Raw genomic sequence first — 23,437 nt, 5'->3', positions numbered from 1 at the left:
CGAAGGGGAAGCCATGATCCGCCGAGTACTCGCCCAGTGCACCGTCTCCGAGCTCGCGCGCGCCGAGAAGTGGTACACCGCGTTGTTCGACCGCGGTCCCGACGCGCGGCCGATGCCTGGCCTGCTGGAATGGCACCTCGACGACGCCTTCGGGCTGCAGGTGTGGTCCGAACCCGACCGCGCCGGGCGGTCGACGGTCGTCTTCGAGGACACGGATCTCGACGCAGCTGCCGCCCAGGCGACGAAGGCCGGTATCGCGCACGACGGGCCGCAACCCGGTGGCGGCGCGCGCATTCTGCCGCTCGCCGACCCGGACGGGAACCGCGTCGTGTTCAGCGGCAAGTGATCCGGCTTGACCGCCCGGCCCGGACCGGCCTAGAGTCACGACTAGAGAGATCGCTCTAGTCGGGAGACCCGAGGGAGGTCCGATGCCGCGCGTGGAGTTGTCCGCCGGGCCGATCGCCTACACCGACACCGGCGGCACCGGGCCGGTTCTGGTGTTCGGGCACGGGTTCCCGATGTCCGGCACGCAATGGCGCAAGGTCGTCCCGCTGCTGGAGGGCTGCCGCTGCGTCCTGCCCACGCTGCCGCTCGGCGCGCACCTCGCCCCGATGCGGCCCGACGCGGACCTGACCCAGTTCGGGATCGCGCGGCTGCTCGGCGAATTCCTCGCCGCACTCGACCTCCACGACGCGACAATCGTGCTCAACGACTGGGGCGGCGGCCAATTCCTCGTCGCCGACGGGCTGGCTCCGGCCGAGCACGTCGCCCGGGTCGGCCGGCTCGCGCTCGTCGCGTGCGAGGCGTTCGACAACTTCCCGCCCAAGCCCGCGCGACCGGCCGTGAAGCTGCTCCGGCTTCCCGGCGGACCGTGGCTGCACGCCCAGGCCACCCGGACGTCGTTCTACCGCCACGCCAAAGCCGCGTACGGCGGGATGTGCGAAAGCCGGATCCCCGACGACGTTCTCGAGGGCTGGTTCGCGCCGGCGTTGCGGGACAAGGAAATCCGCCGGGACATGGTCAAATTCGCCACCGGGAGCCCGCCGCGGCGAGTGCTGCTCGAATGGACCGAGCGGCTGCGGTCGTTCGACCGGCCGGTCCTGGTCGCGTGGGCGGGCAAGGACCGGATGATGCCCGCCGAGCACGGACGGCGGCTCGCCGAATTGTTCCCGGACGGCCGCCTCGTCGAAATCCCGGACAGCGGCACGCTGATCCCGGAAGACCAACCGGAACGGCTGGCCGAGGAACTGATCGCGTTCCTGGCCGAAACAGGCGAGGAATAACGCGTCAGGCCGTGAAGGGCACCCTGAGGGAATCAGATTCCGTCAGGGTTCCCCTCACGACATCAGCATCCGCCCCACCGCGCCCGTCGACCGAGGGCAGCTTCACGCGTCGTCGGCCGGGGCCCGCGGCACCCGCGCAAGCACCGCTGCCGCGAACCCACCGCACACCGCGGTTACCGGGAAACCTCACTGTGCCGAACCGACCACAGCCATGGCCAAATGACTTCGCTGCAATGGCCGTGTGCCGCTTCGGGGGTCGGCCTGCCGTTGGCCGGATCAGTGACGAAACCGGCGGGCCGAGCGAACAGTGCGGACAATTGGATACCGTGGTCGGCATGGCTGACCAACGACCGCTCGGCTTGCGAGAACGCAAGAAGCTCGACACGCGCAAAGCGCTGAGCGACGCCGCCGTGGCGCTGATGTACGAGAGAGGTCCAGACAACGTCGTCCGCGAGGACATCGCCGAGCGGGCCGGGGTGTCGCTCCGGACGTTCAGCAACTACTTCGCCACGAAGTACGACGCGGTCGCCTACCGGCAGGAACACCGGATCCGGCTCAGCGCGGAACTGCTGCGCCGCCGCCCGGCGGACGAACCGCTGTGGACCGCGCTCGCCGAATCGCTCATCGAACCGCTGCGCGCCGACGGGGTGCCGTACGGGCAGCCGGCATCCGAGCAGCTCAGCGCGGTGCAAGCGTGGAGCGCGACGCCGGAGATGCGCACCGCACTGGCCCGCGTTCAAACCGGCGACCTGGTCAAGGCGATCGCCGAACGCACCGGCACCCGGGTCGGCGACCTGTACCCGCAACTGGTATCCGACGTCGCGATCGCGGCGATGACCACGGTCCTGAACCGGTTCCTGGACGAAAGCCTGGAAAAGACAGTTCCGGCGACGCTGCGCGACGTGTTCGCACGGATTTCGCGGGGGCTCCCGCCGCAGTGATCAGCCCCGCGACGCCACGGGCAGCGAGTTCTCCCGGCCATGCGCCACAAACTCCGCCCGCAACACCTGCCGATCCTCCTCAGTGAGCAGCCGATACGGGCTAGTCCGACTCGGCGCGAACCACACCTCGCCACCCTCCCAGCCCAGCGCGCGCAACGGCGCCTTGTCCACCTTGCCGCTGCCCGTCACCGGCGCCTCATCGATGACCCGGACAAACGTAGGCCGCCATTTCGTCCCCAGATCCGGTTGCACGGCAAGGAATCCATCGAACTCGACCGGATCGAATGCGGCATCCGCAGCGAGGATCACCGACGCCATGAGCAAGTCCCCGGTCCGCGGATCGGGCACGCCGTAGCAATGCGCCGCCGCGAACGCCGGGTAGCGGCCCAGGATGCGCTCGACTGGGGCGGTGCCGAAGTTCTCGCCGTCCACGCGGAGCCAGTCCGCCGCCCGGCCCGCGAAGTACAGGTAGCCGTCGCGGTCGCGATAGCCGAGGTCGCCGGTCCAGAAGTCCTCGCCGCCGAATTTCAGCCGTTCGGCCATCGCGGCCGGGTTGCGGTAGTAGCCCTCGAAGGTTCTCCCCCGGCCCACCGCGACGATCTCGCCGGTCGCTTCCTCGCCGTTCAGCAGCAGACCGTTCTCGTCGAATTCCGCGAGCGGGCATTCCCGGTTGTCCTGGTCGCGGATTTCCGCGCGCATTCCGGGCGCGGGACGGCCCAGCGCGTTCGGCGGCGCGTCCGGGTCCGGCACGATGCGGATTCCGCCTTCGCTGGACCCGTACCCTTCCCGCACTTCGCAGCCGAACCGACGGCGGAATTCGGCGGATTCGCCCGGCGCGGCTTCGGAACCGAAGGCGACCTCCAGCCGGTTGTCGGCGTCGGTCGGCTGCTCCGGCTGGGCGACGACGTAGCTCAGCACCCGGCCGACGTAGTTGAAGTAGGTCACGCCGTGCGCGCGCAGGTCCGGAATGAACTGCGACGCGGAGAACTTCCGCACCAGCACGATCGTCGCGCCGACCTTCGCCGCGGCGGCGAGGTTCATCATGATCGCGTGACCGTGGAACATCGGCAGGCACAGGTAGGTGACCGAATCGCGGTGCAGCGAGACGCGTTCGGCCAGCGCGTCGGTCAACCGGCCGAGGCGGCCGTTGCTGCAGATCACCGCCTTGGGCGTGCCGGTCGAGCCGGAGCTGAACAGCAGCAGGAAGATCGCCGCCGGGTCCGGAAGCCACGCGGGCAGGTCCGCGCCCGCGTGCGCGGCGAGCAGATCCTGGTACTCCGGCGATTCCACGTCGAGGATCCGGCGGACGGTCGGCAGCTCAAGGCTCGCCACCTCGTCGCGGTAGAGCGGTTCGGTGAGCAGGACGTCGACGTCCGTGTGGCTGATGTCCGCCGCCAGCTCCGCGCCGCGCCGGGTGGAGTTGACGCCGACCAGGACGTCCCCGGTCACCGCGGCGGCGAGGATCCAGAACACGAAGTCCGGCAGGTTCTGCAGCAGCACCCCGACGTGCCGCTGCGTCCGCCCAGGCCCCGGCTCGAAGGTGCGCAGCAGGGACGCCCGGACCGCGGCCTCGCCGACGACTTCAGCCCACGTCCAGCTTCGGCCCTCGAACCGCAGCCCCTCGTGCGAGTCCGTGCGCCGGGACCGGACGACTTCCGCGAAGGTCTCCATCAGCGGTCCGCCGCGAGCACGATCGCGGAGTGCGGCACCGGAGAACCGCCGGTGACGAGCACGTGCTCCAGCGGCTTCGCCGGCTGGTTCACCGAACTGCCGCGAATCAGCCGGACGCCCTCGGCGATTCCGTTGACCCCGTGGATGTACCCCTCCCCCAACTGGCCGCCGTGCGTATTGACCGGCAACCGTCCGTCGAGTTCGAGCGCGCCGCTGGCGATGAAGTCCTTCGCTTCGCCGCGACCACAGAATCCGTATTCTTCCAGTTGCAGCAAGACCATCGGGGTGAAGGCGTCGTAGAGGATCGCGGCGTCGATGCAGTCCGGCCCCACGCCCGCTTGAGCCCACAATTGCTCGGCGACCAGCTGCACCTCGGGCATTTCGTCGATGTCCTCGCGGTAATAGCTGCTCATCGAGATCTGTTGCGGCCCAACGCCTTGCGCCGCCGCGGCGATCACCGCGGGCGGATGCGGAAGGTCGCGAGCCCGTTCCGCGCTCACGATCACCAGCGCCTGCCCGCCGTCGCTTTCCTGACAGCAATCGAGCAGCCGCAACGGATCGGCGATCATCCGCGACGACTGGTGGTCTTCGAGCGTGATCGGCCGTTCGTGGAACCAAGCTTTCGGATTCACCGCCGCGTGTTTGCGGGAAAGCACCGAAACCCGGCCGAAGTCCTCGCTCGTAGCCCCGTATTTGTGCATGTACCGCCGCGCCAGAAAGGCTTCCTGCTGCGCGGGAGTGAGCAGGCCGTACGGATTGATCCAGTTCCGGTATTCCTGATCAGTGTTCGCGGTGTAGGCGAACGGCGGCGGCCCGGCCCCGAACCGGTGGCCCGAACGTTCGTTGAATGCCCGGTACACCACAACGACATCCGCAACCCCAGAGCTGACCGCGAGCGCGGCCTGCTGCACCGGCGCGCACGCCCCGCCGCCACCGTGCGGAATGCGGCTGAAGAACTTGAGTTGCGGAATGCCGAGTGCCCGAGCGACCGCGATCTCCGGGTTGGTTTCCATGGTGAACAACGCGAATCCGTCGACTTCTTCGACGGGAATTTGCGCGTCAGCAAGGGCGGCGAGAACGCATTCGCAAGCGAGCTGCCATTCGCTGCGTCCGGAATTCTTGCTGAATTCAGTCGCGCCGATCCCGGCGATCGCGGCCTGCCGCGCGAACCCGCTCATGCCGCCACCGTCACTCGGGCCGACACATGCACGCCGCGTTCGTGACTTCCGGTGACCTTGATCGTCACCGCGTCCTGAGTCGCTTCGATGACCTCGCCGGCGAAAGTGAGCGTGTCCCCGGGAAACAACGGCAACCCGAGCCGCAACGACACCTTGCGGATCCGCGTCGCCGGGCCGCAGACGTCGGTGACATAGCGGTCGATGAACCCGTTGGTGGCGTTGATGCTGATGAAAATGTCCGGCATCCCGCGTTCCCGCGCTTTGCCCGGGTCGTGGTGCACGTCCTCGAAATCCTGGGACGCGATCGCGGTGGCGACGATCGTGGTGCGGTCGAAGGGAATCGCCAGCTCCGGCAGGCGGTCCCCGAGAGCCAGGGTCATCGGGTGTGCTCCTTCGGGTCGCGCGGCCGCAGCTGCGGGAGGATTTCGCCGTGCGCGTGCTCGCTGAAACCGACCTGGAGCGGCAGACCGACCTCGAGCCGGTCGTGGTCGACCCCGGCGATGTCCGCGACCAGCCGGACGCCCTCCTCCAGATCGGCGAGGCCGACCGCGAGCGGGTAGTCGAACGCGGGATCCTTCGGGTGATACAGCACTGTCCAGCTGTGCAATATCGCGCGGCCGCTGGCGACGACCGTGTCCCACGCGAAACTCCGGCACACCGGACATGCCGGGCCGGGCGGATGCCGGAGGGTCCGGCAGCCGGTGCAGCGCTGGATTTCCAGGCGTCCTTCGCGGGCGGCGGCGAAGAAGAACTGGTTGTCCTGGGTGATCGTGAGCCGCGGGACCGCGGTGTGCTCCCCCATCACTCGCTCCGTTCGGCCGGGCGGAACCGCAGGATCCGGAAGCGTTCGTCGACCAGCAGCTCGCCCGCTTCGTCCACGTAGTGCTTGCGCAGCGTGACGAAATGCCCGTAGCCGAGCGCGGTGCGTTTGCACTCCGAGACGGCCTCGATGGTGAAATGGCAGGTCACGTGCGTGCCCGGGGTGATCTCGCGGACGTACTCCTGTTCGACGTCGGTGGCCACCACCGAGGTGTAGCCGGCCGCGTCGAGCACGTTCATCAGCCGCGAATACGCGAAGTCCTCCACCGCGCCCTCGCGGCGCAGCTCCTGGAGCTCGCGGTAGCGCCGGTACCCGGCCATGATCCAGGTCGAGCACATCGCGGGCGGCGCGACGACGCCGGACCGGCCGGCCGCCTTCGCCGCGGCGTCGTCGACGTACACCGGATTGCGGTCGTCGAGCGCCTCGACCCAGTTGCGGATCATCGCCTCGTTCACCGCGTACCGCGCCACCCGCGGCGGCTCGGCCTGCTGGCCGGTGAACTCGGCGAAGTCCGTCCGGAGACCGGTCATCACCCCTCCTTGAGCAAGCGTTTGGCAGGACGGTAAGAGCGCGCGGACGGACGGGCAAGGGAAAGTCCCGGTGGGCGGACGGCTCCGGTGATCGCGGTTCTTGCCGGGCACTCGCTAGGCCTGACTGCGGCCCGGGCGGCCTTCTCCGCAGCGGTGCGGTGATTCTCCCCGGCGGGCGGCCTTCGTAGGTGCTGCGAAGGGCTGTGAGGGGAACCCTGACGGAATCTGATTCCCGCAGGGTTCCCCTCACGGAAAGCTCGGGCCGCAAGGATCACTCCCACCGCACCAGTCGCCGCACCACCTTCCCCGTCGCGTTGCGCGGCAGCGGGTCCCGGGTCAGGAACCAGGCCGTCGGGACTTTGTACCGGGCCAGCCGGTCGGCGAGATAGCCGCGCAGTCCGTCCGCGTCCACTTCGGACTCCGCGCGCAGCACTACCTTCGCCGCGACGATCTGCCCGTAATCCGGATCCGCCAGCCCGGCCACGATGCACTCCGCGACCCCGGGATGTCCGGCGAGCTGTTCCTCCACCTCCGCCGGGTAGATGTTCTCCGCCCCGCGCAGGATCAGGTCGCTGCGCCTGCTCAGCACGAACAGCGCACCGTCGCGCAACTGGCCGAGGTCGCCGGTCCGGAACCAGCCGTCGGCGGTGAACGCGGCGGCGGTCGCGGCCGGGTCGTTGAAGTAGCCGAGCATCACCTGCGGGCCGCGGAGGTGGATCTCGCCGTCGACACCGTCCGGGACCGGGCGGCCTTCGGGGTCGCGGATCTGCACTTCCATGTTCGGCACCGGCCTTCCCGCGGTGTCCGGGTCGGCGAGGAGTTCGGCGGGGGTCGCGAGGGTGGCCGCTGTGGACGATTCGGTCAGGCCGTAGTTCGTGCTCAGCGAGGCGGCCGCGCCCGGCAAGGCACCCCGGAGTTGGTCTTTGAGCTCGGCCGTCGACGGCGCGCTACTGACCGAGACCGTCTTGAGCGTGCTGAGGTCGTACCCGGAGAGATCGGTTTCGACCAGCCGCGACAGCATAGTCGGGACCGCGCCCCAGTTGGTGATCCGTTCGGCCTGCACGAGCTCCAGCACCCGGTGGATGTCGAATTTCCCCTGGTACAGCACGGCGGTGTCGCCCACCGCGAGCCGCACGACGGCGAGGTTGTGCAGGGCGGCGATGTGGAACAACGGCGTGGCCAGGAGGAATCGGCGGTCCCGCGCCGGTCGGCCGAATTCCGCCGCCAACGCGTCGTTGAACAGGTGGAACCAGACCGCGGCGAGCACGTTGCGGTGCGAGTGGGTCGCGCCCTTGGGGTGGCCGGAAGTGCCGCTCGTGAAAAGGATGACGGCGGGATCGTCCTCGTCGACCGACTCCGGTTTCAGCTTCGCGCCTTCGTGCCGTCCGAGGAGTTCCCGGTATTCCGGGCTGCCGAATTCCAGTACCGGGTACCGATCCGCGACCAGCGGTGTCCGGGACGCGTCGGTCAGCACGACTTTCGGCGTGGTCAGGTCGAGGCCGTGCGCGATCTCCGGCGCGGCCCACATCGAGTTCATCCCGACCGCGATCGCGCCGAGCGACACCGCCGCCCAGAAACCGACTATCCATTCCGGACAGTTCGCCGCGCACAACGCGACCCGATCCCCGCGGCCGACTCCGTATTCGGTCCGCAGCACCGAGGCGAGCGTCGCGACCTGGTCGTAGTGCTGGGCGAAGGTGAGCCGACTGTCCACAGTGACCAGATACTCGCGATCGCCGAACTCGCGCGAGGCCTCCAGCAGTTCGGTCAGGCACCGGTGCCGCCGCGCGAACACCCGCGCCGGACGGCCCGCGACCGGCTCCTGCCGGATCTCGAACTCCGCGCCCGGCGCGGTCAGCCGCGCGATGATGTCGTCCCGATCGGTCATCGGTCGCCTCCCGTAGTGATCATCGGATCGTCAGCTGCCCGCCGTCGACGTTCCAGCACTGCCCGGTCACCCAGCCCGCCTCCGCGCTGGCCAGGAACACCGCGGCCGCCGCGATGTCGAGCGGCTCGCCCACCCGCCGCAAGGGCACCTGCGCGCGAACGTACTCGGCCCACGAAGCCGGATCCACGTCGTCCAAGCGGCTCGTGCCGACCACGCCGGGGCACAGCGCGTTCACCCGGATCCCGTGCTGGCCCAGCTCTTTCGCCGTCGAGGAAGTCAACGATTGCAGCGCCGCTTTCGACGCGGAATAGGCCGCCGATCCCGCTCCGGACAGCTTCCCGCCGATCGAGGAGATGTTCACGAACACCCCGCCGTCGCCCTGGTCGACCATCCGCCGCCCGAACGCGCGCGTCATCAGGAACGGCCCGCGCAGGTTGACCGCGATGACCCGGTCCCAGGTCTCGACGTCGAGGTCCAGCACCGGCAGCCGATCCGGTCCGCGCGCGGCCGCGGCGTTGTTGACGACGATGTCCACCCGGCCGAACGACTCGAGCACGGTCGCCAGCAGCCGGTCGATCTTCGCCGGGTCGGCGACGTCGCTCACCACCGGCAAGGCCCGTCCGCCGGACTCGCGGATCTCGTCGGCCACGGACTCGATGTCGCGCCAACCCGCGGCCTGTTCTTCCGGCGGGAACTGCTCGCGCGGGCGTCCGCTGCCGGTCACCGCGACCGCGCACCCGGCCTTCGCCAGCTCGACCGCGATCGCCCGGCCGATGGACCGCATCCGGCCCGCCCCGGTCACCACCGCGACCTTGCCCTCGAACCCGCTCAGCGGATACATCTCAGAGTCGTTCCACGATCGCCGCGGTCGCCTGGGCGCCGCCGGCGCAGATCGCCACCAGGCCGAGCGTCTGGTCGCGGCGCTCCAGTTCGTCGACGATCTCCGCGAGCAGCCGGATCCCGGTCGCGCCGACCGGGTGGCCGATCGCGATGGCGCCGCCGTTGACGTTGAGCCGGTCCTCGTCGACGCCGAGCGTGCGGGCGAACGACAGCGGCACCGACGCAAACGCCTCGTTGACCTCGAACAAATCGATGTCGGCGATCGTCATCCCAGCCCGGCCGAGAACGCGCTCGGCCGCACGGATCGGCCCGTCCAGCAGGTACTTCGGTTCCGCGCCGACGATGGCCTGCGCGACCAGCCTCGCGCGCGGACGCAGGCCGAAGGTCTGATCGGCGTCGACCAGCAACGCGGCCGACGCGCCGTCGGAAATCTGCGACGCGGTGCCCGCGGTGTGCAGGCCGTCTTCCTTGATCGGAGCGAGTCCGGCGAGGGCTTCGGTGCTGGTGTCGCGCAGGCCTTCGTCGCGGTCGAACAGGCCGCCGTCGAGCGGGACCGGCAGGATCGAACGGCCGAACCGGCCCTCGTCCCAGGCACGGCGGGCGCGGTGCTGCGAGCGGAGGCCGAACGCGTCCAGGTCCGAGCGGGTGAGCCCGCGCCGCGCGGCGATCCGGTCGGCCGCCTCGTACTGCGCGGGCAGGTCGACCTTCCAGGACTCCGGGCGCGGACGGCCCGCGTCGCCGAGGTTGCTCAGCAGCGGCACCCGGCTCATCGACTCGACCCCGCACGCCATCCCGGCGTCCACCTGCCCAGCCGCGATCTGCGCGGCGATCAGGTGCACGGCCTGCTGCGCGGACCCGCATTGCGCGTCGATGGTGGTCGTCGCGGTCTCCTCCGGGAGCCCGGCGTGCAGCCAGGCGAACCGGCCGACGTTGTTCGACTGCTCCCCCGCCTGCGTGACGCATCCCGCGACGACATCGGTGACCAGCGCCGGGTCGATACCGGTGCGGTCGAGGATCCCGCGCTGCACGTGGCCGAGCAGTTCGACCGCGTGGATGCCGGACAGCGCACCGCGCCGCTTGCCGAACGGGGTGCGGATCGCGTCCACAATGACCGGCGTACCCATCAGGCACCTCCTGGAGTCGTGCGGGCCCAGGCGTCAGTGAAGACCGCCGCGTCGCCGCAGGTCACTTTCAGGCTCAGCTCATTTTCCTGCTGCCACACGGAAATCCTTAATGTCTCGCCGGGGATTACCGGGCCGGCGAAGCGCGCGCCCAGCTCGCGGAGGCGTGCGGGATGGCCGTCGAGGAAGTGGTCCACGACGGCTTTGGCGACCAGGCCGTAGGACGCGAGCCCGTGCAGGATCGGCGCGGCGAAGCCTGCTTTCGCCGCGACCTCCGGGTCTGCGTGGAGCGGATTTCGGTCTCCGTTCAGCCGGTACAGCAGCGCTTGGTCCGGAGTGGTCGCGACGTCGAACACGTGCGTCGGATCGCCTTCCGGCGGCTTCGGTCCGGCTGCGACGCCTGGGTCGCCACCGAAACCTCCCTCGCCGCGTGCCCAGACCGACATTTTCGAGGTCCACAGTGGACCGTCGGCGTCCGCGACCTCGTGGGCGAGCACGATGACCGCGGCCTTGCCCTTGTCCTGGACTTCCGCGATCCGCGTGGTTCGTTCCGCCGAGCCGGACGACGGCAGCCGGTCCCGGTGGAGCGTGACGACTTGTCCGGCGTGCAGCAGGCGGGTCAGCTCGACGTCCACGCCGGGCAGCGTCAACCCTTCTGCGGGACGGTCTCCGGCGGAAATCCCTTGTCCGGCAACGAGCGCGAAGGTCGGGAGGACTTCCAGGTCCCGTTCATAGCTGTACCGGAGGTCGGTGCCGGAGCCGAGGGAAAGGTGGTACAGCAGCACGTCGCGGGTGGTCCAGGCGATCTGCTGGGTGCGCGGCGGCGCGTTGAGCGCTTTGTCGACGTCGATGGGCACGGGATCCTCCTAGGCCGGGGCGCCGATCGGGGGTGCGGACGGCAACCGGTCCCCGAGTTCGGCGGCGAGTGCGTCGGCGGTGCCGAGAGTGAAGGCGACCTGACGGCCCCAGAGGAAGTAGCGATGGATCGGATAGTCGACGTCCGCGCCGATGCCGCCGTGCAGGTGCTGGGTCGCGTGCACGACCCGCAGGCCGCCGCGTGAGGCCCACCATTTGGCTACCACCGCGGCGATCTCCGCTTCCTCCTCGCGGCCCTCGTCAAGCAGCCAGGCGGCGCGTTGCGTACAGACGCGGATCGCCTCGGTGTCGAGGTAGGCGTCCGCGGCCCGGACTGCGACAGCTTGATTTGTCGACAGTGGACGTCCGAATTGGACTCGCTCCGAGGTGTATTTCGCGGTGGTCGCCAATGCTTCGGCACACACGCCGACGCTGACCGCGGCCAGTGCGACCCGGAGCCTCCGGAGTGTCCATTGCAGAGCGTCGTCGCCGGTAGCCAGGATCTCTTGCGGGGTGACCACTGTTCCGTTGAACGCGATTGAGGCGTGGCTTTCGCGGCTGGTGACTTCGACTGGTGTCACGCTGAGGTCGGCTGTCGGCACGAGTACTAAGTGGACTAGGTCGGCTTCCTTGACTGGCACCAGCACCAAATCAGCCTGCGCGCCCGCGGGAACCGAGACGACTTCGCCGGTGAGTTCAAGGTCGTCGCCACGCCGGGTCGCGGTCACCGAAACCGTGTCGTCGAACGCGCCGACCAGCAGCGTCGAACCGTCCAGCACGCGCGGCAGGATCCGGTTCCGTTGGTCGTCGGAGCCGAACTGCGCGACTGGCAGCAGTCCGCCCGCGATGACATTCCACAATGGAACCGGCGCGACGTGCCGCCCCGCTTCCTCGAGCAGCACCGCCAATCCGGACATCCCCAGCCCAGCCCCGCCGTCCCTTTCGGACAGGCAGATCCCGAGGAGGTCCGCCTCCGCGAGTACCCGCCAGAGGTCGGCGTCGAACCCGCCCTGCTTTTCGACGGCTGCTACCCGCTCGACGGTCGCACGGTCGGCGAAGATCTTCGCGGCCAGTTCACGGACCGCGCCCAGGTCGTCGTTGAGGTCGAAATCCATGTCAGCTCCTGGCCTTTTCCGGACGGCGGCGCGCGGACAGCGTCATGCCGAGGGTTTTCGCGGCGACGATCTCGCGCAGCACCTCGTTCGTGCCGCCGCCGAAGGTGTTGTTCTGCGCCCGGCGGGCAAGCGTCTCGACGCGTCCGTTCACCGCCGCACCGGGCGAATCGGGGCGCAGCAGGCCGCGAGCGCCGAGCACTTCCTGAAGCCTGCTGTACGCGGTCACCACCGCTTCGGTGCCGAACACCTTGGCGGCAGCGGAATCCCCGCCGCCGAGGGTGCCCGCGGCGACGTCCGCGACCAAGCGCAGGTTGATCAGATCCGTGGCGCTGAGCAGCGCATACACCTCGGCGAGGGTGTGCCGGACCCACGGCAGGTCGTACACCGTGCCCGGGCCGAACGGTTCCTCCCGTGCCCACTTGAGGACCGCGTCATACATCTGGTTCGCGATGCCGCCGCGCGCGGCGAGGGCGACGCGTTCGTGGTTGAGCTGGCTGGTGATGAGCCGCCAGCCGTTGTTCAGCTCGCCGACCACATTGGACAGTGGAACTCGGACGTCCTCATAGTACGTTGCCGACGTGCTGATCCCGCCCACCGTGTGGATTTCAGTAGCGGAGAATCCCGGAGTGTCGGTCGGCACGAGCACCACCGAGATACCGCGATGCGGCGGGGCGTCCGGGTCGGTCCGCACCGCCAGCCAGATCCAGTCGGCGAAGATCCCGGCGCTGGTGAAGATTTTGCTACCGTTGATCACGAGCTGGTCGCCGTCGATCTTGGCCCGCGTCTGCAGAGACGCGAGGTCGGTGCCCGCACCGGGTTCGGTGTAGCCGATGGCGAACATCAGTTCGCCGCGCAGAATGGGCGGCAGGAAGAACTTCTTCTGTTCCTCGGTGCCGTGGTGCATCAACGCCGGCGCGACCGTGTTGAGCGTGACCAGCGACAGCGGGGCGCCAGCGCGCAACACCTCGTCGTAGAACACGAAGAGCGCTTCCGGGTCCTCGCCGCGACCGCCGTATTCCTCGGGCCAGCCGAGGCCGAGCCAGCCGTCCGCGCCCATCCGGCGCAGGATCCGGTCGAACACCGGGCCGCCCTCGGTCTGCTCGACCAGCGCGCGGCGGTCGTCCTCGTCGATGATGCGGGCGAAGTACTCGCGCAGTTCGGCGCGGAGCCTTCGCGAGCGCTCCGACAGCTCCGGATGCATGCGGTTTCTCCTCAGGATCGGGTCAGCGGGGCAAGCCGAGGACGCGGTGGGCGATGACGTTGAGCTGGATTTCCACGGTTCCGCCGCCGAACAGCACGGCGGGCAGGCCGAGGTGGTCGAGGACGTGCCCGTCCTCCGTACTCGCCGAGCCGGGGCCGAGCAGGGCGATCACCTCGCGCGAGCCTTCCTGCTGGGCGAGCGCGCTGAACACCTTCTGCACGCTGACCTCGGCGCCCAGGTCCGTTCCGGCGAGCCGGGCCAGCACACCGCGGAGGCCGAGCGTCGCGAGCGTGAGTTCCCGCGACGCGCACCGGCCGAGCGCGGCCAGCACGTCGGGATCGTCCCGACGGTCGTGGAGCAGCTGGCGGATCCGGTCGGACGAACCGTGCGAGAGGGTCGCGCCCATGTTGTGTCGCTCGTTGGCGAGCGTGGTCGTCGCGAGCCGCCAGCCGCTGTTCGGTTCGCCGACCAGGTCGCGGTCCGGGACGAACACGTCGTCCAGGAAGACCTCGTTGAACTCCGCGCGTCCGGTGGCCTGTCTGATCGGGCGGACGGTGACGCCTTCCGCGGCCAGATCGACGAGGAAGTAGGAAATCCCTCGGTGCCGCGGCGCGTCCGGGTCGGTCTGGGCGAGGCAGACGCCCCAGTGCGCTTCGTGGGCGAGCGACGTCCAGACCTTCTGCCCGGAGATCCGCCAGCCACCGTCCACTTTGGCCGCCCGGGTCGTGAGCGAGGCGAGGTCGGAACCCGCGCCGGGTTCGCTGAACAGCTGACACCAGCGGATTTCCCCGCGCAGCGTCGGCATGACGAACCGCTCGCGCTGTTCCGCGGAGCCGTGGACGAGCAGAGTCGGCAGCACCCATTCGCCGATCACCGTGGTGGGCTGCGGAATGCCGCGGCGCTCGAACTCCTCGGCGATGACGGCTTGTTCGAGCGGTCCGGCGTCCAGGCCGTACGGTTTCGGGTAGTGCGGGGCGGCGAGACCGGCGTCGGCGAGCGCCTGGGCGGACGGCTCGGTCTGGTCGAGAACGGACGCGATTTGGCGGCGCAGTTCGAGGCAGTCGTCGGGGCTGGCGAGGGTCAGGTCGCGGGTCGTGGTCCGGGCGCGTTCGCCGAGGGTGCGGGCGGCTGATCGGCCGAGGGAGCCCGACAGCGCGACGGCGCGTCGCCAGTACAGGTGCGCGTCGTGTTCCCAGGTGAAGCCGATCGCGCCGAGCAGGCGTACGCAGCTGACGGACGCGTCCACTGCGGCTGGGAGCGCGGCGTGCCTAGCCTGCGCGGCGGCAAGTGCTTGCTGCGCAACGGAATGCTGCTCGGCGCGAGCCGCGTCCCAAGCGGCGGCAGTGGCGATCTCGCGGTGCAGGAGGATGCCCGCCGCTTGATGCTGGACCGCTTGGAACGAGCCGATCGGACGACCGAACTGGACGCGGGTGCGGACGTGGTCGACGGCGCAGTCCAAGGTCCAGCCGCACAGTCCGGCTGCCTCCGCCGCCGCGGGGACCGCGAGGGCCAGCTCCGCCCGTCCCGGGTCGATCTCAACGACGTTGTCCTGAGATACCAGGAAGTTCTCCAGCTTGAGCCGAGCCGCGGATCTGGTCAGATCAACGGCCTCGACTGGGATCAGCTGGCCGGGCTCTGGTCGCAGCACGAACCAGATCTCTTGTGCGCGGACGACCGCGAGCTCCGCGTCCGCGAGCCCGAGCGTCGGACAACTCGTGCCGTTGACCTGCCAACCGTCGGCGGTGCTGGTCGCAGTGAGGCCTTCTAGTACGACAGCCCCGGTCGCACCAGCGGCGAACGCGGCCAGCGCTTCCGTCCGTTCGGCAGCGGCGAGGACGGCGCTGGCCATGACGGTCGGCAGGAACGGCCCGGGCACCAGGTGCCGGCCGAACTGCTCGGCGACCACGGCGAGTTCGAGCAGCCCGCCGCCTTGGCCGCCAACGGATTCCGGCAGGTGCAGCGAGTGCCAGCCTTGTCCGGTCAGGGCTTTCCAGAGTTCGGGCCGCCCGGGTTCGGCGCGCGTCTCGGCGATCGGCGCGTGCCGGGTGGCCCATCCGGCGGCGGACGCGGCCAGGTCGCGGTGTTCCTCGGAGAGGGCGATGGGCATAGGTCAGATCCGTTCGACGAGCACGCAGCTGGTGGCGGCCGCGGCGCAGATCGCGATCATCGCGAGACTGGCGTCGCGGCGTTCGAGTTCCTCGACGGCCGTCGCGAGCAGGCGGATGCCGGTCGCTCCCGCCGGATGGCCGAGCGCGATCGCGCCGCCGAGCACGTTGAGCTTGTCCTCCGGGACGCCGTGCACCTGCGCGAACGACAGCGGGACGGCCGCGAACGCTTCGTTGACCTCGAAAAGATCGATGTCGCCGATCGTGAGACCGGTGCGGTCGAGAAGCTTCTGCGCGGCGGCGACCGGCCCGTCGAGGAGGTATTCGAGGTCGCCGCCGATGACGCACTGCGCGAGAAGCCGCGCCCGCGGGCGAAGCCCCAGTTCCTCGGCGCGGCTGCGGGACAGGAACAGCGCGGCACTCGCGCCGTCGGAGACCTGGGACGAGGTGCCCGCGGTGTGCAGCCCGTCGGGGACGGTGGCGCGGAGCCCGGCGAGCGCTTCCGCTGAGGTTTCGCGGAGGCCCTGGTCGCGCGTGATCGGCTGACCGTCCGGCATTTCCAGCGGGAGGACTTGCCGGTCGAAAAGCCCGGCGTCCCAAGCCTTTCGCGCATTGTGCTGGGAGCGGAGGCCGAACGCGTCGAGGTCCACCCGGGTCAGCCCGCGCTTCCGAGCGATGCGGTCCGCGGCGGTGTACTGGTCGGGAGTTTCCAGGGACCAGTCGGCGGGCCGCGGCGTGCCCGCGCCGGACCCCTGCTTCGGGGTGAGCGGCACGCGGGACATCAACTCGACGCCGCACGCGACGCCCGCGTCGGCCGTTCCGTTCGCGATCTGGCCGGTGAGCAGGAAGGACGCCTGCATCGAGGTGCTGCACTGGGCGTCGATCGTGGTGGCCCCGGTCGCGGCCGGGAGCCCGCCGTACAGCCAGGCAGTGCGGACGACGTGGCCGTACTGCTCGCCCAGCGGCGTGACACAACCGCCGATCACCTGGTCGACCGCACCCGGCTCGAGCCCCGCGCGGTCGAGGACGCCGCACTGGACCCGGCTGAGCAACTGGACGGCGTGCAGGGCGGAAACCCAGCCGTCGCGCTTGCCGAACGGCGTGCGCACCGCGTCGACGAGGACTGGCGTGGTGTCTTTCAAGCCCGGATCTCCTTGTCGCGGAAGGCGGGACCGGTCCCGGGAATCGAGCAAGCGTTTGGTTGGAGGTTAGCTCTGGAGCCGTGAGCGGGACAAGCTCAGGTACTGGTGAGCGGGAGTGGCCCAGCAGGGTGCTCCGCCGCATGAGCAGACACGGTGCCTGCTTCTGGGCAGGCCCGACCCGATCGCGCCACTCCACTCGCCAGCGGACACGATCTGCCCAGCCTGCGCTGCGGCTCCCCTCCCTCGCTCCGCCGATGCCACTCACCGGGAGCGATCACCTGCCGAGCCCGCGCCCACGGCACCACGTCGGCATCCCCATTCCGTCACTGCCCGTCGCCGATGCGACTCACCGCGAGCAGCCGCCCGCCCGCCCGCCGCGGACCATGACGGCAACCCTCCCCCGCAGCCAACGATCCGTCCTGCCCGCGCGACCCTGCCCCACCGAGAGAAACACCCGCCGAGTCCCCGCCATCGGCACCTGACGGCGCCCCTGCCGACGATCCGCCCAGTCCACGCCGCTCTTCCCCCACTCGCGCCGCCGATGCCGCCCGCCGCGAGCCCGCCACCGGCACCTGACGACATCCCTTCCCCGCAGCCGACGACACGCCCTGCCCGCCCCGCACCTCGATGCCACTCACCGCGAGCAGTCGCCCGCCCCGAGCCCGCGGCACCACGTCGGCATCCCCACCCCGCCACTGCCCGTCGCCGATGCCACTCACCGGGAGCAGCCACCCGCCGAATCCCCGCCCCTCGGCACCATGACGGCATCCCTTCCCCGCATTGGAGGCCCCGTGTCCCACCCCAGCACCGCCCTGTCCGGCCGCACCGCCATCGTCACCGGGGCTGGAGCGGGGCTCGGCCGGGCCGAAGCGCTCGCGCTCGCCGCGCAGGGAGCGAACGTCGTCGTCAACGATGTGAGCGCGGCCGGGGACGAGGTCGTCGCCGAGATCGAGGCGCGTGGCGGGCGGGCGTTGGCCGTCCGGGGCGACATTGGCGGCTGGCAGTACGCCGAGGACCTCGTCACCGCGGCGACCGAGCACTTCGGGTCGCTCGACATCGTCGTCAACAACGCAGGCATCACTCGCGACGCGATGCTCTTCAACCTCAGTGAAAAGGACTGGGACGACGTCATCCGCGTCCACCTCAAGGGGCACGCGGCTCTCTCGCGCGCGGCGGCGCGTCATTGGCGGCAGGTCAGCAAGACCACCGGCGAGCCCACCTACGGACGGCTGATCAACACGGCGTCGGAGGCCTTCCTCCTCGGCGGCGCGGGGCAGCCGAACTACGCGGCGGCCAAGGCTGGGATCGCGGCGCTGACCTTGTCCTGTGCGCGCGGGTTGAGCCGCTACGGCGTCCGCGCGAATGCGATCTGCCCGCGCGCCCGGACGGAGATGACCGACGGGATCTTCTCCGCCGGGCGCAGTGCGGGCGGGTTGGACATCCTCGCGCCGGAGCGGGTCGCGGCGTTCGTCGCGTACCTCGCGGCCCCGGCGGCGGACGCGGTGAACGGGCAGGTGTTCGTCGTGTACGGGGACATGGTCGCGCTGCTCGCCCCGCCGACCGTCGAGCAGCGGTTCGTGTCCGGGCAGGGGGCGTTCGATCCGGCGGAACTGGAGCGGACGATCACGCCGTACTTCGCGGAGCGCGACCCGGGGAAAACGTTTGCGGCCAGCGACATCGCGGGGCTCGACGACACGGAGACGACCAGCCCCTCGTGAGTGGCATTGCCGGTTAGAACCGGCAATGCCACTCACGACGTCACCGCACGGCCGCGGTCATCTCCTCCAGCATCGGCCGGACGTCCCGGCGGCGGTAGCCGAGCAGTTCCGTCTCGCGGGCGTCCGGTTCGTACGCGATCGTCGCGCCGCGGCCGGGCACCAGGACCCGGTCGGGCAGGAACGGGTGCTCCTCGTCGCGTTCTTCCAGGGTCCGCCCCGAACCGGAGACGTCGAAGATCAGCTGGAAATAGTCCCGGAAGCTGAGGTTTTCGTCGCCCACCAGGTACGCCGCACCGGATTCCCCGCGCAGCAGCGCACCCTCGACCGCTTCGGCCAGGCTCCGCACGGACAGGTAGTTCGTCCCGCCGACCGGCGCGAAGTCCGGCACCTTCCCGGCCAGCTCGCCGTCGGCCCAGGCCAGCATTTTCGCGAACTGCCGCGTCGACCGGCCGGGCGCCATGCCGACGATCGACGGCGGGTTCAGCGTGCACACCGCGAACCCGTCCCCGGCCAGGGCGCGCGCTCCTTCGTCGGCGAGGCGGCGCGCGTCGACGTACGGGTTCGTTTCCGCGAGATCCGGCCGGACCTGGTGGTAGTAGCTGCCGATCTGGACGAAACGTCCGACGCCGGCCCGCTTCGCGCGCGCCGCGATCGCGGTGACGCCGTCGATTTGGTACGTCCGCCAGAACTCCTCGTCGCCCCAGCCGGTGACGTGCCGGATGTCTTGTCCGGCCGCGAAAACGACAGCGTCGAACGGGGCCAGCGCGGCCTCGTCGAAACCGTCGTGGGCGTAGTCGCCGAGCAGTACCGGCAGGCCCGCCACCAGCGAATCGGCGTCGGGTTCGTGGCGTCCGGCGACCGTGACGGCATGCCCGGCACCGCTCAAGTGCGCGGCGGTGTTCGAGCCGATCATGCCGGTGCCGCCGATGACCAAGACCTTCATGCGCATTCCTCTATCCGAAGTGGACCCGGCCGCCGTCGACCACCGGACCGCGTTCCGACGTGATCCGAAGCCCGCCGTCGGACCAGCCTTCGACCTGCAATTCCTCGCCGGGGAACACCGGCGCGGCGAACCGGCCTTCCAGTAACGTCAGGTCCGCCGGATGCGCGCCGACCTGCCGGGCGGCGACCAGTGCGCCCGCACCGAGGGTCGCCAAGCCGTGCAGGATCGGGCGCGGCTGGCCGATTCCGGCCGCTGCCGCGGGGTCGACGTGGATGTGGTGCCGGTCCCCGAGCAAGCGGTAGAGCAAAGCTTGGTTGTCCGCAGTGGACAATGGAGCAGTCCAATCCGGACTGTCCAAAGCGGGCGGGCGACCGGGTCCGCGTTCGCCGCCGAACCCGCCGATGCCGGGGCAGAACAACGACCATGTGGCGACGAAGTAGTCCGATTCGACGGCCACTTCATAGACCGCCGCGCTGCCTTTGTCCCACACCTCCGGAACCCGCGCCCGCAGGGAAATCTCGCCCGCAGGCGGCAATGGCTTCAAGACCTGGAGCCGTTGCGAACCGTGCACCGCGTTGCCGACCTCGAACGCGCCGGCCGAGCCGAGGACGTCCGGGGCCCATTGGGCCAGCGTCAGCGCGAACGGCGGCAGCACCCGCAACCGGTCCTCGAACACCAAGTCGAGTTCGTCCGGCCGGGCGCCGATGGCGAGCGCGTAGAGGATCGGGTCACGGTCGGTGTAGGCGATGGTGCGTTCGCCGAGGACCCGGCCCTTCCACTCTGCGGGGCTGTTCACTGCGCCCCGTAAACCGGTTCGGGCGCGGGCGCTTCCTTCAGCAGCTCGCGCACGGCCGGGCCGACCTCGTCCGCGGTCCAGCGGCGGTCCAACTCGCGGGACGGACCGTGGCTCCAGCCGTTCTCCACGCAGATCCGGCCGCCCTCGACCTCGATCACGCGCCCGGTCACGTCCGCGGCCTCCTCGCTGGCGAGCCACGCGACGATCGGCGACACGTTGCCCGGGTGCATCGCGTCGAAGCCGTCGTCCGGCGCGGCCATCTGCGCCGCGAACGGACCCTCGGTCATCCGGGTGCGCGCGGCCGGGGCCAGCGCATTCACCGTGATGCCGTACCGGCCGAGTTCCGCCGCCCCGACCAGCGTCAACGCGGCGATCCCGGCCTTGGCGGCGCTGTAGCTGCCCTGGCCGACGCTGCCCTGCAGACCCGCGCCGGAGGTGGTGTTGATGATCCGCGCCGCCCGCGTACGCCCGGCTTTCGCCTCCGCGCGCCAGTAACCCGCGGCGTGGTGCATCAACGCGAAATGCCCCTTGAGATGCACCGCGACGACCGCGTCCCACTCCTGCTCGCTGGTGGTCACGATCATCCGGTCGCGCACGAAGCCCGCGTTGTTCACCACGATGTCCAGCCCGCCGAACGCGTCGACCGCCTGTTGCACCAACGCCTCCGTCGCCGCGAAGTTCGCGACGTCAGCACCGTTGGCCACCGCTTCGCCGCCCAGCGCGCGGATCGCCTCGACCACTTCGCCGGCCGGACCGTCGGACGCGCCTTCGCCCGCGCCCGACGTGCCGAGGTCGTTGACCACGACGCTCGCACCCTGGCGGGCGAGCTCCAGCGCGTGCTCGCGCCCGAGCCCGCGGCCCGCCCCGGTCACGATCGCGACCCGGCCTTGCAACATCCCGCTCACATCATCTCCGTTTCGTCGGCCGGCAGGCGAGGCGGTTCCCCGTAAACCAAGCAAGTGTTAGGCTACCAAGCAATCGCTAGGTTAGGAACGCACGTGACGATTTCCACGCAGCTCCACAACAACGGCACCTTCGTGGTCACCATGGACTACCCGCCGGTGAACGCCCTGCCGGTCGCCGGATGGTTCCGCCTCGCCGAAACGGTCCGGGAGGCGGGCGAGGACCCGGCGGTGCACGTCGTCCTGCTCAGGGCCGAGGGACGCGGCTTCAACGCGGGCGTCGACATCAAGGAAATGCAGCGCACCACCGGTTTCGACGCCCTCGTCGGCGCGAACCGCGGCTGTTACCTGGCATTCAAGGCGATCTACGAATGCGCCGTCCCGGTGATCGCCGCGGTGAACGGCTTCTGCCTCGGCGGCGGCGTCGGACTGGTCGGCAACTGCGACACGATCATCGCCGCCGACGACGCGTACTTCGGCGTCCCCGAGGTCGACCGAGGCGCACTGGGCGCGGCGACGCACCTCGCCCGCCTGGTCCCCCAGCACCTGATGCGCACGCTGTACTTCACCAGCCGCACCATCGCGGCGAAAGACCTGGTCCAGCACGGCTCGGTATTGGAAACTGTGCCCGCCGCCGACCTGCACGACGCCGCGCTCGCGCTGGCCGGCGAGGTAGCCGCGAAGGACCCACGCGTCATCCGGGCCGCGAAAGCCGCGCTGAACGGCATCGACCCGATCGACGTCAACCGCAGCTACCGTTACGAACAGGGCTACACCTTCGAACTCAACCTCATCGGAGCCGCCGACGAACACCGCGACGCTTTCGTCGCCACCGGCCGCCCGATGAACGACTGACCTCTCGAGGAGACCCGTGCCTCTCCGCACCCCGCTCACCGAGCTCACCGGCGTGACCCACCCGATCGTGCAAACCGGCATGGGCTGGGTAGCCGGCCCGCGCCTGGTCTCCGCGACAGCCAACGCCGGCGCACTGGGCATCCTCGCCTCCGCGACGATGACCTACGACGAGCTCGACCACGCCATCAAGGAAGTCAAGCAACGCACGGACAAGCCCTTCGGTGTCAACCTCCGCGCCGACGCGGGCGACGCCGCCGAACGCGCCGAGTTGCTGATACAGCACGGCGTCAAGGTGGCATCTTTCGCCCTGGCGCCCAAAAAAGACCTGATCGCCCGGCTGAAGGACCACGGCCTGGTCGTCATGCCCACCGTCGGCGCCGCCCGGCATGCCGAAAAGGTCGCCTCGTGGGGCGCCGACCTGGTGATGATGCAAGGCGGCGAAGGCGGCGGCCACACCGGTCCTACGGCCACCACCCTGCTGCTGCCATCCGTACTGGACGCAGTTGATATCCCAGTAGTCGCCGCCGGAGGCTTCTTCGACGGCCGCGGACTCGCCGCCGCTTTGTCCTATGGCGCAGCAGGAATCGGCATGGGCACGCGCTTCCTGCTCACCAGCGACAGCGCAGTGCCGGACGAGATCAAACGCACCTACCTGGGCTTCGGCCTGGACGGCACCGTCGTCACCACCAAGGCCGACGGCATGCCGCACCGCCTGTTGCGCACCCCGTTCATCGAAGGCCTCACGAAGGAAGGCTTCGTGCAACGCATGGCGCGAACTCTGCGCCGTACCATGGATTTCAAACGCCTGAGCGGACAATCCTGGCCCTCTCTGATCAACGACGGCCTGCGCATGAAACGCGGCAGCGACCGTTCGTGGACGCAGACGATGCTGGCCGCCAACACCCCCATGCTGCTCAAAGCCGGCCTGGTGGAAGGCGATACCAAGGCCGGGATGCTGGCGGCCGGGCAGGTGGTCGGAGTGATCGAGGATCTGCCGAGCTGCGCGGAACTGGTGACTCGAATCGTCGACACCGCACAGGAACGCCTAACCGCAACAGCCGCCCTGCTGAACTGAACAAGGTACGTGAGGGCCGCCCTCACGTACGCTGATTCCTTCAGGGTTCCCCTCACGACCAGCCGAAGTACGTGAGGGGCCCCTTCACGGACCTAGATTCCCTCAAGGAGCCCTTCACGCCCGCTCGCCCGGCCCGCCCGCCGGCGGGGATGCCGCCCCCAATGTGGCATTGGGTGCGTCCCACGCACCGAACGCCACATTGGGTGCATCTGACGCACCCAATGCCACATTGGGGCGCTACCCCCACCGCCCAAACCGGAACCAGCGCACCCTCGATCGAGGCACCCAACCCCACTCGCAGCCGATGCACCCGCTATCGAGGCACCCAGCCCTCTACCGCAGCCGATGCACCCAACGAGCGAGGCACCCAGCCCTCCCCCAACCCCGATACGAAGCTCCCCTGCGGTTCGGGGGTGCTTGTCAAGGCATCTTTCCCGCCTTGACAAGCACCCCCGAAC

At 69.9% G+C, this 23,437-nt stretch carries 22 protein-coding genes; 6 read left to right on the top strand and 16 right to left on the bottom strand.

Features of this window, described 5'->3' with window-relative positions; genetic code table 11:
• The first annotated feature begins 13 nt into the window (after window positions 1-13).
• The 3 genes from PUT80_RS36880 to PUT80_RS36870 all read left to right on the top strand — a co-directional run bounded on the left by PUT80_RS36880 (window position 14) and on the right by PUT80_RS36870 (window position 2,224).
• Entirely contained in the window at window positions 14-346 is a 333-nt protein-coding gene (locus PUT80_RS36880) for a VOC family protein (RefSeq protein WP_275294885.1), read from the top strand.
• Between the two features lie 82 nt (window positions 347-428).
• Window positions 429-1,283, top strand: a complete 855-nt coding sequence (locus PUT80_RS36875) for an alpha/beta hydrolase (RefSeq protein WP_275294884.1) — start codon at window positions 429-431, stop codon at window positions 1,281-1,283.
• A 335-nt stretch (window positions 1,284-1,618) separates the two neighbouring features.
• A complete protein-coding gene (locus PUT80_RS36870; RefSeq protein WP_037812723.1) occupies window positions 1,619-2,224 on the top strand; it encodes a TetR/AcrR family transcriptional regulator in 606 nt (201 codons plus the stop codon).
• Here the strand turns inward: PUT80_RS36870 and PUT80_RS36865 are convergent, their stop codons facing one another.
• The 13 genes from PUT80_RS36865 to PUT80_RS36805 all read right to left on the bottom strand — a co-directional run bounded on the left by PUT80_RS36865 (window position 2,225) and on the right by PUT80_RS36805 (window position 16,690).
• Complete coding sequence (locus PUT80_RS36865) at window positions 2,225-3,895, bottom strand: AMP-binding protein (RefSeq protein ID WP_275294883.1); 1,671 nt, start codon at window positions 3,893-3,895, stop codon at window positions 2,225-2,227. It abuts the gene before it with no gap.
• Entirely contained in the window at window positions 3,895-5,073 is a 1,179-nt protein-coding gene (locus PUT80_RS36860; protein WP_275294882.1) for a lipid-transfer protein, read from the bottom strand. The genes PUT80_RS36865 and PUT80_RS36860 overlap by 1 nt, the downstream gene beginning before the upstream one ends.
• The gene (locus PUT80_RS36855) at window positions 5,070-5,453 is read right to left on the bottom strand and encodes a MaoC/PaaZ C-terminal domain-containing protein (protein WP_134728671.1); all 384 of its coding nucleotides are present in this window, start codon (window positions 5,451-5,453) and stop codon (window positions 5,070-5,072) included. The genes PUT80_RS36860 and PUT80_RS36855 overlap by 4 nt, the downstream gene beginning before the upstream one ends.
• Complete coding sequence (locus tag PUT80_RS36850) at window positions 5,450-5,875, bottom strand: OB-fold domain-containing protein (protein ID WP_238605542.1); 426 nt, start codon at window positions 5,873-5,875, stop codon at window positions 5,450-5,452. Before PUT80_RS36850 ends, PUT80_RS36855 begins: the two co-directional genes overlap by 4 nt.
• A complete protein-coding gene (locus PUT80_RS36845) occupies window positions 5,875-6,423 on the bottom strand; it encodes a MaoC family dehydratase N-terminal domain-containing protein (protein WP_134667784.1) in 549 nt (182 codons plus the stop codon). The genes PUT80_RS36850 and PUT80_RS36845 overlap by 1 nt, the downstream gene beginning before the upstream one ends.
• 271 nt (window positions 6,424-6,694) lie before the next feature.
• Window positions 6,695-8,311 carry a class I adenylate-forming enzyme family protein gene (locus tag PUT80_RS36840; RefSeq protein WP_275294881.1) on the bottom strand — a complete coding sequence of 539 codons (1,617 nt, stop codon included), beginning with the start codon at window positions 8,309-8,311 and terminating at the stop codon, window positions 6,695-6,697.
• 19 nt (window positions 8,312-8,330) lie between these two features.
• Window positions 8,331-9,152 carry a glucose 1-dehydrogenase gene (locus PUT80_RS36835; RefSeq protein ID WP_275294880.1) on the bottom strand — a complete coding sequence of 274 codons (822 nt, stop codon included), beginning with the start codon at window positions 9,150-9,152 and terminating at the stop codon, window positions 8,331-8,333.
• Window position 9,153: 1 nt separating this feature from the next.
• Window positions 9,154-10,275, bottom strand: a complete 1,122-nt coding sequence (locus PUT80_RS36830) for a steroid 3-ketoacyl-CoA thiolase (protein ID WP_275294879.1) — start codon at window positions 10,273-10,275, stop codon at window positions 9,154-9,156.
• The gene (locus tag PUT80_RS36825) at window positions 10,275-11,129 is read right to left on the bottom strand and encodes a MaoC family dehydratase (protein WP_275294878.1); all 855 of its coding nucleotides are present in this window, start codon (window positions 11,127-11,129) and stop codon (window positions 10,275-10,277) included. Before PUT80_RS36825 ends, PUT80_RS36830 begins: the two co-directional genes overlap by 1 nt.
• A 9-nt stretch (window positions 11,130-11,138) precedes the next feature.
• Window positions 11,139-12,242 carry an acyl-CoA dehydrogenase family protein gene (locus tag PUT80_RS36820; RefSeq protein WP_275294877.1) on the bottom strand — a complete coding sequence of 368 codons (1,104 nt, stop codon included), beginning with the start codon at window positions 12,240-12,242 and terminating at the stop codon, window positions 11,139-11,141.
• Window position 12,243: 1 nt separating this feature from the next.
• A complete protein-coding gene (locus tag PUT80_RS36815) occupies window positions 12,244-13,443 on the bottom strand; it encodes an acyl-CoA dehydrogenase family protein (protein WP_275294876.1) in 1,200 nt (399 codons plus the stop codon).
• Between the two features lie 22 nt (window positions 13,444-13,465).
• Window positions 13,466-15,550 (bottom strand): acyl-CoA dehydrogenase, encoded by a 2,085-nt coding sequence (locus PUT80_RS36810; RefSeq protein ID WP_275294875.1) that lies wholly within the window; start codon window positions 15,548-15,550, stop codon window positions 13,466-13,468.
• A gap of 3 nt (window positions 15,551-15,553) precedes the next feature.
• On the bottom strand, window positions 15,554-16,690 hold the full coding sequence (locus tag PUT80_RS36805; protein WP_275294874.1) for a steroid 3-ketoacyl-CoA thiolase: 1,137 nt from the start codon (window positions 16,688-16,690) through the stop codon (window positions 15,554-15,556).
• Between the two features lie 791 nt (window positions 16,691-17,481).
• Here PUT80_RS36805 and PUT80_RS36800 point away from each other — a divergent pair.
• Entirely contained in the window at window positions 17,482-18,408 is a 927-nt protein-coding gene (locus tag PUT80_RS36800) for a 3-oxoacyl-ACP reductase (protein WP_275294873.1), read from the top strand.
• A gap of 40 nt (window positions 18,409-18,448) precedes the next feature.
• Here the strand turns inward: PUT80_RS36800 and PUT80_RS36795 are convergent, their stop codons facing one another.
• Genes PUT80_RS36795 through PUT80_RS36785 form a run of 3 tightly spaced genes read right to left on the bottom strand, consistent with a single transcriptional unit; the run spans window position 18,449 to window position 21,052 of the window.
• On the bottom strand, window positions 18,449-19,351 hold the full coding sequence (locus tag PUT80_RS36795) for an NAD(P)-dependent oxidoreductase (protein ID WP_275294872.1): 903 nt from the start codon (window positions 19,349-19,351) through the stop codon (window positions 18,449-18,451).
• Window positions 19,352-19,361: 10 nt separating this feature from the next.
• Complete coding sequence (locus PUT80_RS36790) at window positions 19,362-20,147, bottom strand: MaoC/PaaZ C-terminal domain-containing protein (RefSeq protein WP_275294871.1); 786 nt, start codon at window positions 20,145-20,147, stop codon at window positions 19,362-19,364.
• Window positions 20,144-21,052: an SDR family oxidoreductase gene (locus PUT80_RS36785; RefSeq protein WP_037812227.1), complete on the bottom strand. Its 909-nt coding sequence runs from the start codon at window positions 21,050-21,052 to the stop codon at window positions 20,144-20,146. The genes PUT80_RS36790 and PUT80_RS36785 overlap by 4 nt, the downstream gene beginning before the upstream one ends.
• Before the next feature lie 93 nt (window positions 21,053-21,145).
• On the opposite strand from PUT80_RS36785, the gene PUT80_RS36780 reads away from it, so the two are divergent.
• Together PUT80_RS36780 and PUT80_RS36775 are read left to right on the top strand one after the other, a co-directional pair.
• Window positions 21,146-21,904, top strand: a complete 759-nt coding sequence (locus PUT80_RS36780) for an enoyl-CoA hydratase family protein (protein ID WP_275294870.1) — start codon at window positions 21,146-21,148, stop codon at window positions 21,902-21,904.
• 16 nt (window positions 21,905-21,920) lie between these two features.
• On the top strand, window positions 21,921-22,979 hold the full coding sequence (locus PUT80_RS36775) for a nitronate monooxygenase (protein ID WP_275294869.1): 1,059 nt from the start codon (window positions 21,921-21,923) through the stop codon (window positions 22,977-22,979).
• Window positions 22,980-23,437: the final 458 nt, after the last annotated feature.

Source organism: Amycolatopsis sp. La24 (assembly GCF_029087445.1).
Classification (GTDB): domain Bacteria; phylum Actinomycetota; class Actinomycetes; order Mycobacteriales; family Pseudonocardiaceae; genus Amycolatopsis; species Amycolatopsis nivea.
Note: the sequence above shows the minus strand (reverse complement) of the source record. Positions and strands in the feature narration are given on the sequence as shown.